General features: G+C 65.7%; 9 protein-coding genes and 1 pseudogene. All 10 read right to left on the bottom strand.

From position 1 onward, the window contains the following. A partial coding sequence (locus AC1VAN_RS04205) for a hypothetical protein (RefSeq protein ID WP_480985323.1) occupies positions 1-416 on the bottom strand: 416 nt, incomplete at its 3' end. Next, entirely contained in the window at positions 413-2,404 is a 1,992-nt protein-coding gene (locus AC1VAN_RS04200; RefSeq protein ID WP_442251231.1) for a hypothetical protein, read from the bottom strand. The genes AC1VAN_RS04205 and AC1VAN_RS04200, both read right to left, overlap by 4 nt. After that, positions 2,404-3,207, bottom strand: coding sequence for a hypothetical protein (locus AC1VAN_RS04195; RefSeq protein ID WP_442251232.1), 804 nt, complete (start codon positions 3,205-3,207; stop codon positions 2,404-2,406). The genes AC1VAN_RS04200 and AC1VAN_RS04195 overlap by 1 nt, the downstream gene beginning before the upstream one ends. Next, on the bottom strand, positions 3,204-3,950 hold the full coding sequence (locus AC1VAN_RS04190) for a phage adaptor protein (protein ID WP_442251233.1): 747 nt from the start codon (positions 3,948-3,950) through the stop codon (positions 3,204-3,206). Before AC1VAN_RS04190 ends, AC1VAN_RS04195 begins: the two co-directional genes overlap by 4 nt. Before the next feature lie 66 nt (positions 3,951-4,016). Then, on the bottom strand, positions 4,017-4,565 hold the full coding sequence (locus AC1VAN_RS04185; protein ID WP_442251234.1) for a hypothetical protein: 549 nt from the start codon (positions 4,563-4,565) through the stop codon (positions 4,017-4,019). Between the two features lie 50 nt (positions 4,566-4,615). Continuing rightward, on the bottom strand, positions 4,616-4,858 hold the full coding sequence (locus AC1VAN_RS04180; RefSeq protein ID WP_100449760.1) for a hypothetical protein: 243 nt from the start codon (positions 4,856-4,858) through the stop codon (positions 4,616-4,618). Between the two features lie 79 nt (positions 4,859-4,937). Then, on the bottom strand, positions 4,938-5,984 hold the full coding sequence (locus AC1VAN_RS04175) for a phage major capsid protein (protein WP_478013529.1): 1,047 nt from the start codon (positions 5,982-5,984) through the stop codon (positions 4,938-4,940). Between the two features lie 214 nt (positions 5,985-6,198). After that, on the bottom strand, positions 6,199-7,356 hold the full coding sequence (locus tag AC1VAN_RS04170; RefSeq protein ID WP_442251236.1) for a hypothetical protein: 1,158 nt from the start codon (positions 7,354-7,356) through the stop codon (positions 6,199-6,201). 58 nt (positions 7,357-7,414) lie between these two features. Then, on the bottom strand, positions 7,415-7,672 hold the full coding sequence (locus tag AC1VAN_RS04165; protein WP_442251237.1) for an Acb2/Tad1 domain-containing protein: 258 nt from the start codon (positions 7,670-7,672) through the stop codon (positions 7,415-7,417). 12 nt (positions 7,673-7,684) lie between these two features. After that, positions 7,685-9,176: pseudogene (locus AC1VAN_RS04160) on the bottom strand (hypothetical protein); the annotation flags it as partial.

Genomic DNA, 9,176 nt, shown 5'->3' with positions numbered 1-9,176 from the left:
CTGCTGAACAACGAGCCCGTCCCCGCCGGGGCCACGCCGACCTCGGCGAGCGTTCCCGCAGCAGCCCCTGCGGCGAATCGAACGGTTCGGCGACGCCACCCGTAGAAGGTGCCGGTTCGATTGACGCCCTCGGCTACGTCCTGCTGGGTGTTGCTCGCCGCCACCTGGGCCACCAATGCGGTATCGGTGAAGGCCGGGGCCGTGTTCCCCGAGCCAACACGACAGAACGTGTAGACATAGGTGGAGCCAGTGGTACCGAAGAAGTCCAGCCCCGCATTCGTGATCAGGTTCGGGAACCAGTCGGCGGCAACGCGACGGGTGCCTGGGATCTCATCGCCATTTGCATCAACGCGATGGGCCTCGATCTTGAACCAGCCGGCATACCCTGAGTGGGCCGTCAGTACGTTTTCGCTCATGTCAGAGTGCCTCCTACGACACTGGAAGACAGCCCGACCGCCTCGGGCGCCATATTGGTGGTTATCAGTGTTTGCTTCAGCGTGCCGGCTTCAACGGCGGACAACAGCTGGACACCTTCTGGGCCCATGGCATAGGTCCGGAGAATGTCGCGCAGCGTGCCGGATTCCACGGCGCTGGCCAGCGCCAGACTCTCCGTGGTGCTGAAGGTCTGCAGCAGGCTGCGAAGGGTTCCGCTCTCCACCGCCGACGCCAACGCAACCGCCTCAGTCGGGACCTCGTAAGCATGGAAAATGTTCCGCAGCGTCGCGTCCACTACATCGGACGCAAGGCCTACGGCATCGATACCGCCGTCGACGGGATAGAGGCGGGTCGTCAGGTACTTGAAGAATCCATCGCTGCCGGTGCGGTCCTCAGTCAGCTCGGCCGTGTCACCGAGCGCGTCCGTGGCACGCACCGTCCAGAGGGCATCGCCACCGTTGGCGATCTCCCCCGTGACCAAACCGCTGCCATCCATCGACAGGCCGGCGGGCAACTCGCCATCCACGATCTCGATCTGATACGGGGGCAACCCCCCGGCGATGACGTAGGCGTAGTTGATCGTGTCGCCACAGCCGCTTGCGGGCAGCCGGCCGTACACGCCAAGCACCGGCGGCGGGTAATTCGGGAAGGCCAGCATGTACTGGCCGGCGCCAGGGTAGTAGGTCGCCAGCGGCGGCGTGTTGTTGCGGTCGGCGTACAGCATCGCCTGCTGTATCAACACATCGATGGGGGCGCCGATGTCGCCGGCGGCCAGGTTCTCGGCTGCGTTGGCGATGCCAACCGAGCGAACGCCCTGTTGCGAGAGGTAGACCAGATCGTTGGCCACCGGTGCAGCGGCCTTCTGCCAGATCGAGCCGATGCCATCCATCTGGTCCAGGATCGCCATCGATGCCGGATCCGGGTCCACCTGCCAGTTCTGGAAGCTGCTCGCATTGAGCGCGACCAGATTGGCGCGGTACTGCTGCAGCACCGCCATGTTGTTCGCGTTGGCCTGCTGCAAGCCGGTAGGCAGGTAGCCGGCATCATCGACCGTCGACCAGTCCAGAGGGTTGGCCGTGGCGCTGAAGCGCACGATGTCCTTGTCAGCAGCGAACACCTTGCTGGCGACGATGGCCACCACCTTGCTGTTCGGGCACTTTTCGTCCTCTACCCGGCGCGAGATCGCCTTCCAGTTGATCGTGCCGTCTTGGACCATCGCGCCGATTTCGGTCGGCCAGACGGGCTCAGTCGCCCCGCTCACGTAGCGAGGCGCAGCGGTCCAGGTCACGCGGCTGGTTGTGACCGCCTCCCAGATCACCTCGTTGTCGACCACCTGCTGGCCGAGGATGCCCGGCCACGCCGGCTCGCTGCTGCCCGAAGTCCCAGATTCGGTCTGGACGGCCTTGTAGACCAGGCCTTCTGGCAGTCCTGCAACCGCACCGGTGATGACCAGGTTGTCGCCGAAGATCTCGTGATCGTGGTCGGCTACCGAGGTCAGGTGAATCGCCGCCTTTGCGTAGGCCGCCGAAGCCGGCGCTGTGCTGGTAACCGTGGACGCATGCCAAGCGCCGCGCGATCCGCTATCGACCACGTTGCCCTTGTCGGTCTGCAGCAGGGTGTTCAGCGCGTCATACCAGCGGATTTCGGTCCAGCCGGCGGTTGCGCCTGCTACCGATGCGCCCTGGTCGATCATGGACGTTGCGGTCAGCGTTCCGCCAGGCGGTGCAACCAGCATCGTGTTGTTGAGCGCTACGCCATCGGGCTTGTCGCCCGGCAGCTGCACGCACTTGGGGCTTCCATAGCCGTGCGTGGTCGAAAGCGAGGCGTCGCCGGAGAACGTCCAGCCCACAGCCCCTTCTTCGAAGTAGCCGTTGGCGACCTGCGGATTGTTCGGCGCCGGCTGCGTGATCGGCTGCACTAGATCCCCGGGCAGGTAGAGCTTGCCGGCCTGCCAGAACGGTGCGGCCATTACTCAATCTCCCTGTTGAGGTTGCGCCATGGGCTGCTGCCACCGCCAACGCTTCCATAGCGCTCGGTCACGTCAGGCGGGAGCTGATTGCCCGACTGCTCGCCTGGAACCGGCGTGGGATTGGCCACATCGCTGTCTTCGAACACGGTTGCGCCCGGCGAAGTTGGCCAGGTCGGCTCGATCGCACCGGACCGCGGCGCAGGGCCGAACACGTCGGTGACCGTGTAGTAGTAGCCGTTGTCGACCGTGGGCACGACCTTGTCCCCGACAGCGCGCGCGATGTTGCGCACCCATACGGCGAACTGCTCGGTGCCGCTGTCCAGCTGGTAGGCGATGCCGTTCGGGTCAGTCGGAGTGACCAGCGCGCCGGGCAGATAGACCTTGCCCGGCTCCCACGTCGTGCCGCGCTGCAGCCAGTAGTGGAACACGTCGCCATTGACGAATTCGGGGACCACGTACAGGTAGCCGAGGTATGGCCCGGCGAAGTGGATTTCTTTGATCGGCAGATCGGCCGTGCTCGGGTGTTTCAGCACCTCGCACTCCACGCTGGGCGTGCTGGCCGGGATGGTCTGCGGCTCGTGACTGAAGACGATCAGCTTGCCGTCGTATGCGCACATTCCCTTGGTGGCGCCAGTCGGCAAGGTGGCCTTGTTCTTGGTGCCGGGGCGCGACCGCGAGACACCGGCCTGATCTACATAGCCGTTCACTAGATCGTAGAGCGTGCTCGGGTCCGCCCCGCCCTTCACCCGCAGACGGTTGATACCGCCCTTGGCCGCGTTGAGGGTGACGATACGGCCGGTCACGGGAACGGCACCTCAGGGCGCGGCGGGACATACACGCCCTGCCCCGTCGGCGGACCTGGGATGTACCGCGCCGTGGCATGCGTGCCGGCCACCAGGTTGGAGATCATCACCTCCAGCTGCTGGATGTAGGTCTGCGCGTCCGGCTGCCGATAGTGTTGCTTGCCGTTGGCCAGCGCCAGCAGGAACACGATCTCGCTGTCGATCGTGGTTTTGTCCGCGTCCTCGGTGAACCGGTTGAGGTCGAACTTGCCCTTGATGACCAGATTGCCCAGCGTCTCGTCGGGCGCCGGCCAGATCTCAATGCAGTTGCGGAATTCGTAGCGCTGCGGAAGGCCCGTCAGCTCGCTGGTGGTGTAGCTGCGCGGGTTGATGCCCTGGTGCATCTCGGCCCAGACGCCGTCGCGCTCGCGGCCTACCCATGTCACCTGCCGCGGGTCGAGCGTCGCCGGGCAGTTCTGCGGCCCGTTCTTCTCGTCGTTGTCGGGGTAGTCGTACAGGCGCTGGCCAGCCGTCAGCGGCCAGGAAAACCAGCGCTCGTTGCGGAACTCACCAGTGGGCCGGCGAAACAGCGCCTTCTGCGCGCTCTGCAGAAGATCGTTCAGCAGCTCCTTCATGCCCGGCGGCGGATTGTTCGCCTGCGCGGCGAAGCCCAGCCGGATCATCAGCCGCTTGCGCAGCTCTGCCAGCGTGGCATTGCCGTCGGTGCTGGAACAGGCGCACTGGATGCCGTCGGTGATGCTCATGGGAGCCCTCTTGTGGAGACGGGCCGGGTTTCCCCAGCCCGTCGGGTTACCGCGTGGTGCTGTCGATCAGCCGCCCAGGGTGCCGGCGCCAGCCTGCGCGGCGTCGTACAGCGCCTGCAGTTCGGCCTTCGGCGCGTTGCCCTTGTGCTCGATGCCCAGGCGGGTCAGCTCCTCGCGCAGCTCGGCATGCGTCAGCTCGGGCTGGTCGTCGTCGGCATCGTCCTCGTGCGCCGGACGGCTCAGGCTGGTGGCGGCAGTCGGGCGCGGCGGCAGACGGCTCTCAATCACAGCCTCGGACTGCTTGACGAAGGTGTCCTTGCCCAGATCCATCTTCAGCTCCGACGCCACGTCACGGGCACCGCGCGGGAAGACTTGGTCCACCACCGAGCGATACTTGTCGCTGTACTTCGTGTACAGGCGCTGCAGCTCTTGGGTGGCGTTGTTGGGCAGTTCGAACGCGAAGTAGTCGTCATCGACCACGACCACGTTGTCCTCGCCGTGGATCAGCTCCAGGATCGGCAGCTCGTGCTTCGGGAACGAGTCGGAGATCGTGACGTACTCGCTGCGCTGGATCGTCGCCTGGACTACCGGGACGATGATGGTGTCCTTGCTCATGTTCCCTCCTCGGGAATAGGTGAGCGGCCCCATGAAGAGGCCGCAAAAGGTCAGCCAGCCGCCATGTAGACGGTGCCTGCAGCGGACAACTTGATCCACTGCGGAAGGTTCTGGACCTCGGTCTGCCCGTTGGCAGCCAGAGTGGCCAGCGTGGTGTAGGTGCCGGTCTCGGTATCGGAGCCCTGCAACGTTGCCGCGGTGTCGGCGAAGTTCGAGAAGGTGGCGCTGCCGCCGCGCAGGAACGGGCTGTTGCCGGTCTTGAAGGCGGTGTTGGTGATCGGGGTGGACTTCATGGGGTTGGCTCCTGTAGCCGGATGGATTTCCCATGAGCGCCCGGCCGAAGCCGGGACACTCGGATCAGGCCAGGCCCGATCAGGCGATGGACAGCACGGCGTGCACGTTGCGCTTCTTCGCGGTCATGCCGTACTTGTTGGTCTGGGCGTAGTAGGTCACGTAGCGGTCCGGCAGCTTTTCCGGCTTGCGCTTCTTCATCCAGTGGCCCTTCAGCGGGCGGAACTTGATGAAGTTGCGGTTGAGCAGGTAGCAGCGCTTGGTCCACGGGTAGGTGATCGCGCCCAGGCGAGCGTCCAGCAGTTCGAAGGTCGGGTCCCAGATCAGCTCGATGCCCTTGTAGAACACGCGGGTGATCGAGGGGTCCATGCCGGTGCCGCCCTGCTGGTTGACGATGATCTGACGGTCAACCTTCGTGGTGGTCTCGTCCTTGTAGGCGTTGAGGAAGGCCTGGCCGCAGCGGATGTCGGTCGGCATGGCACCGCCGTAGCGGATACAGGCATCCCACATGGCATCCAGCGCGGCCACGATGCCACCAGAGGCGATGGCCATGCTGGCGTTGTTGCGCCAGTAGGTGCTGGTGCTGGCGTTGATGCCGCCGACGATGTCGCCGGTGCCCGGAGTGGTCGAAACGATGTGGTCCAGGCCAGGCACAGCCTTGGCCGACTGGGAGCCGTTCTGCAGGGTTTCCAGCGCCAGGCCTTCCTGCAGGCCATTTTTCATGGCGGTCCAGCTCGACTGCAGCAGGTTGACCAGCTGCTCCTTCTCGGAAGAGGAGGGGACGGCCACGCCGGCGTCATCGATGTTGATGCCGGCCGCGATCAGGCGGTCTTCATCGAACCAGAAGCCCTCGTGGTTGCTGTAGTACTGGAACTTGGCGAAGCGGTTCGGGTCGCGCTCGTTGTAGGTGACCTGGTCGGCACCGCTGTAGTTCTGGTAGTTGCTGTCGTTCGAGATGACCAGCTTCTCGTTGAAGATGCCGTTCCCGAAGTAGGACACCTCCTTGCTGCTGACGAACAGGTCCAGGGTGGTGTGAGCGATGTTGATCTGGTCGATCGGGTCGTTGGTCGCGTAGGACTCGAGCGAGTAGTTCGCGCCCTGCGCGATCTGCGCGGTGGTGAACGGCATGAGGGTGTCCTCGAAGGGGAATGGGGTTGTTGCGTTCCATCCACGTTCGAGGGGGGCGAGGCCTCTTACTGCCCTACCGGGCGCGACTCCGGCGTACTGCATGCGTGGCGCGGTTGTCAGCCGCAGGGCCAGATTGCCCGTGTTGCGGGATGCGTCAACGGATACAAGAAACCCCGCCGGAGCGGGGTCTTGTTGCAGCCGATCTGCAGCCGTGTCAGCCCTGGTTGGCCTGTTCGATGCCGTACTCCAGCGCGTCCAGCGGGCTCTTGAAGGCCGTCGGATCCATCGCCGGGCGCGGGCCGCTCGGGCGCATCGGGCCGGGGCGCGGGGTAGCTGGCTGGGCCGGTGCTGCCGGGGGCGCTGCTACTGCCACCGGTGCCTGGATGCGGGCATAGGCCAGCGCAGTCCGCTGCGCCCACTCGCTCGGGTGGAACTGCTCGCGGATCTGGCGAACAGCCTCACTCAGCTGCGGGCGCTTGGCCGCATAGCTGGGGTCCTCCTGCGCCATCTCGGCGTCGAATCGCTTCAGCCAATCGATCCCCCGCTGCTCGGCCTGCTCGGCGGCTTGCTGCGTTTCCTGCTGGTGGCGCTGGACGGTGCCCGTGTACTCGGCACGATCACGCTGGCCGGCGATTTCGATGGCGCGGGCGCGCGGCAGGTCGCCGGCTTCAACCTCGGCGGCAAGGTCCTTGTGATTCGCCAGCGGGTCATGCATGCCCGGAACCTCGCGGCCGAGCATCTTGGCAAGCGGCGCGATCTCCTTGGTGATCATGTCGAAGGCATCGGATGCAGCTTTCAGGTCCCCGCTGGCAGCCCTGGCGATCAGGCCGCCGTAATCCAGGAGCATCCCGTACTGGTCGGAGTTCATCCCCGTTTCCACGACCATCTGGACCATGTCCTCACCGACCTTGGACCGCTGGACGAGCTCGGGCAGCTTGCCCACGTCATCGATGCCGGCCGCCTTCAGCGCGTCGCGGATCGGGGCCAGTTCCTTGACCTCGCTGGCCAGCGTGCGGAAGCGCTCGGCGGTCTTGTCCTTCAGGCCCAGCGAGGCGATCTCCGCCTCGGTCTCTGCGTCCGGCTGGGGCTGCGCATCGGCAGCTGCAGGCGGCTGGCCATCGGCGGGCGGCGCGCCTTCCTGCGGCTGGGCCGGGGGCTGACCGTCAGCGGGCGGCGCAGCGTTCGGGTCGTCTGCCGGCGGCGTGCCAGCATCGGCCGGCGGCATCGTATCGGCCGGGGTCGGCTCGACGGCTGGTGCCTCCTCAGCATCAGCAGCGGCGATGCCTGCGTCCAGCGCAGACAGTGCATCGGTCGTCAGGTCGGTCGGGGTGGTGTCCGGCTCGGTCGCCGGGGTGTCTGCGTCGACGTTCATCAGTTACTCCAGGTTGCGAATACCCGCCAGATGGCGAGCGAGAGGGGGTGGTGGCGCATCAGAAGCTATCCGGCTTGGCCACGGCGCGGGTCAGCGCCATCAGGCCCTGCTGCAAATGGTTCTTGCCGATGGCGATCCAGCGATAGGGCTCTGCATCGCCAGTGCCATGCTCAGCGGTGATACGGACCTGGTTGTCTCCMAGCTTCTTGATCAGTTCGCCAAGTTCGACGCCCTTGGCCTTGATCTCGTTCATCAGGTCAATCTCGACCTGGTCCAGTTCGCGATAACCGGTGATCTTGCGGTGCTGGTTTTCCATGTGTTGCTCCTATCAGGCTTGGATGGGATCGGCGGCAGGCTCGCCGCCAGGAGGTGCTGCGGGAACGGGCGGCTGCTGGCCACCCTGCGGAGGCGGCGCACTGCCGGGCACGGCCTGAGCCGGGGCGGCCTGCTGGCTGCCGTCGTTCTGGGGAATGAGCTGGTCGATGTCGAAGCGCTCGCCGCTGCGCTCTGCGGTCAGACGCATCAGCTGCTCCAGCGAGTCGGCGATGCTGTCGGGCGAGGCGCCGCGCAGCTGGCCAATCTGGGTGATGCCGGTCTGCAGCAGCGGTAGCAGGTTGGCCCAAGACTGCCGCTCCAGCGCGGTGTTCGGCTTGCCCGACGAACCGGCGCGGATCTCGATGCGCACGAACTCGGCCAGGTCGTCCGGCCCCATGTACGGCGGCCAGAACGCGGTCGGCCCGGCGATGAAGCGCACGTCCTCGTCGCTCAGGTACACGCGGGCGATCTGGCAGGTGTATTCGGCCAGCTCGCTGAGCACCGATTCCATGTTGTCGCGCCGGCTGCTGCTGCGCGCCTGGAAGCCCTGCTGCTGGATGTCCGCCTCGGTGGCGGTCTTGGCCGTGTTGATCGAGCCAGTCAGCGCTTCCTGCACGCCCCAGATGCGCTCCAGTTCGGCGAGGATGCGCGTGCGGTCGTACAGCGATGGATCCATCTGCGCATAGGTGATCGGCACCAGCAGGGTGCGCAGGTCGGCGTTCGGCTGGGTCGCCTTGATGGCCACCATCTCGCCGGTATCGGCCTTCGCCAGCTTCTTGGCCTCCTCCTCATCCATCGCACCAGCGTGGAACGCTGTCTTCGGCTTGATGCGCCGGCGGTGCTCCGTCTCGGCCGAGCCGATGCGGTTGTACTCGTCCATCAACTTGGTCGAGCGGCTGACCAGGCTCTGCGGGTGGCGCTGGCCGTCCACCTCCGACGTGCAGATCACGAAATACGGGTAGAACCGGGTCGTGGCCGGCGGGTTGAACGCAGGCTTGACCCAGAACGGAACACCGGTGATCGCGGTCAGAACGGTGTTGCTCTCCGCATCCCAGATCTCGATGCGGCGCACAAAGCACCCGTTGGCGCCGCCGTCGGCATTGGCGGTGTAGGCGTCGGCCTCCTCAGCCGTGGCCGAGTCGCCGGTGAGGCCCACGCTCTCGTTCTTGCCCATGCAGGGCTTGCGCGGCGCATAGCGGGCTGCCTTGCGCAGGATGTTCTCGGCGTTGCCGTCCTTGTCGAACTGCGCGAGGTACGGGCCGTGCTCAGCCAGCGCATCCTCGTAGGATGGGTAGGAAATCTCGGCGTTCCAGGGCGCATCGACGTGATTGGCGATGGTGAAGCCCGGCGCCACCTGGAAGTTCTCTCCCGCCACGTTGTCGATCGCGTAGCCACGGGCCACGACGCGCTCGGCCCCATTCTGGATGGCGGCTAGCTGTCGCTCCAGATCGGCGACCTTGGCCTCCTCGTTGTTGCCGAATACGCCCTTGACCGTATCCCATGCC

The sequence above is a fragment of the Stenotrophomonas sp. 05L44_2 genome (assembly GCF_056665995.1).
Note: the sequence above shows the minus strand (reverse complement) of the source record. Positions and strands in the feature narration are given on the sequence as shown.

What these genes read in the sequence shown, in the direction of transcription:
- AC1VAN_RS04200 (WP_442251231.1), bottom strand. Translation starts at nt 2,404, where the DNA reads ATGGCCGCACCGTTCTGGCAGGCCGGCAAGCTCTACCTGCCCGGGGAT.
- AC1VAN_RS04190 (WP_442251233.1), bottom strand. Translation starts at nt 3,950, where the DNA reads ATGAGCATCACCGACGGCATCCAGTGCGCCTGTTCCAGCACCGACGGC.
- AC1VAN_RS04185 (WP_442251234.1), bottom strand. Translation starts at nt 4,565, where the DNA reads ATGAGCAAGGACACCATCATCGTCCCGGTAGTCCAGGCGACGATCCAG.
- AC1VAN_RS04180 (WP_100449760.1), bottom strand. Translation starts at nt 4,858, where the DNA reads ATGAAGTCCACCCCGATCACCAACACCGCCTTCAAGACCGGCAACAGC.
- AC1VAN_RS04175 (WP_478013529.1), bottom strand. Translation starts at nt 5,984, where the DNA reads ATGCCGTTCACCACCGCGCAGATCGCGCAGGGCGCGAACTACTCGCTC.
- AC1VAN_RS04170 (WP_442251236.1), bottom strand. Translation starts at nt 7,356, where the DNA reads ATGAACGTCGACGCAGACACCCCGGCGACCGAGCCGGACACCACCCCG.